Annotated in this window: 1 protein-coding gene; it reads right to left on the bottom strand. The window is 43.9% G+C overall.

Features of this window, described 5'->3' with window-relative positions:
- Positions 1 to 26 precede the first annotated feature (26 nt).
- Complete coding sequence (locus tag NG833_RS29860; RefSeq protein ID WP_254568896.1) at positions 27 to 1,520, bottom strand: reverse transcriptase domain-containing protein; 1,494 nt, start codon at positions 1,518 to 1,520, stop codon at positions 27 to 29.
- Between the last annotated feature and the right edge of the window lie 3 nt (positions 1,521 to 1,523).

Below are 1,523 nucleotides of genomic sequence, written 5' to 3'. Positions count from 1 at the left end.
TTTCCCCGCATCCGGCTCCCGATAATCTAGCCAATTGGCTTGCTGGAGTGGATATAATCATGACAGGATTCATGTACTGCCGTCAAGTTTTTAGGTTTCCAGTTGTCATGGTTTCCATCAATATGATGAAGTTGTACTCGCTCTCCACCTAAGAACTTCATTTGACAATATCCACAAGTATGGTGCTGTCTTTTTAACGCGGCTGCTGTAGGGCCTGTATAGAGTTTAGAGTTTCTTTCGGACCAATAGGTTAGGTCTCCATCATAGGGAGATTTGTCCCCTTTGACGTTGATATGTCGGTGTTCGTGATAAGGAACCCGAGGAAATGCTTGTTGTATTAAAGCATCAACTTCATAGCGGTTGAGCTTTGTTTCTTTCGCGAACACTTTCCAGGCTCGGTTTGCCATAAAATATAGCGAAAACCTCGACCCGTCTAACCTACAATATTGGTGGTAATATCTCCATCCTCTGACTAGGCTTGAGAGCTTTTGCGCTTTAACTGACGCCCCATAATTAGAGTTGTTGACGATGGCTTTGACTTTCTTCCGAAATGCTTTATAATTGTCCTCTGAGGGGACAGTTCTAAATTTTCCGTTGTTTTGGACCTGGAAATGCCAGCCCAGAAAGTCGAACCCATCTGTCGCAGCTACGAGCCTTGTTTTGCTGGCTTTTATCTTTAATCCTCTGAGCGCTAGGAATTCTTCGACCTGGTGTAAGATTTTCTCAGCATCATCTTTGGGTTTGAGGATGAATACCATATCATCGGCATATCTAACCGAATTATGGATATTTTCAATTCCGTCTAAAGCGATGTTGGCTAATACCGGACTGACCACACCTCCCTGGGGAGTTCCTTGAGATGGAAACTCGGGGTTAACTCCTGTTTTCAAGCATGAGTATAGCCCTTGTTTGATAGATTGCGGGGCTATAATTTGCTTCATTAAGAAGTTATGGTCGATGCAGTCGAAGCATTTTTCAATATCCAGTTCTAGGATTCTCTTGTCTTTGCCATGAGCAAAAGACCGGAGACTGATATGGAGTATTTTCTGACAATCATGGGTTGAGCGTCCGGGTCGAAATCCATAGCTTCTCCCGTGAAAGACTGCTTCGTGGGCCGGTTCGATGGCGTATTTGACAAGACATTGCCATGTTCTATCTTGGAGTGTTGGGATTTTAAGAAGGCGGGTTGTTCCATCCTTTTTCGGAATGGGAATGGCTCTTAGTTGGTTGTGATGCCAATGTTGAGCTTGTGTTTTTAATACCCTTTCTAACTCAAATCTTCCCTGACAATTTAGAGATTTTTTGCCATCAACTCCGGCGGTTTTTTTTCCGGCGTTAAGTTGAGTTATCTGACGGATGGCCAGGAATCTAGCACTTCGAGATCTCAGAATGAGCTTTTGCAATTTGTTAGCTCTTGAGCGGTCTCCAACTCTAACCGCTTTCCACAATCGGCATTGCAGGCGGAATAGATTGCGTCGGAATTTCTTCCAGGGCAATTTCTTCCAAGATTCGCTATGAATTTT

The organism is Oscillatoria sp. HE19RPO (assembly GCF_024220515.1).
Lineage (GTDB): Bacteria > Cyanobacteriota > Cyanobacteriia > Cyanobacteriales > Laspinemataceae > Laspinema.
Note: the sequence above shows the minus strand (reverse complement) of the source record. Positions and strands in the feature narration are given on the sequence as shown.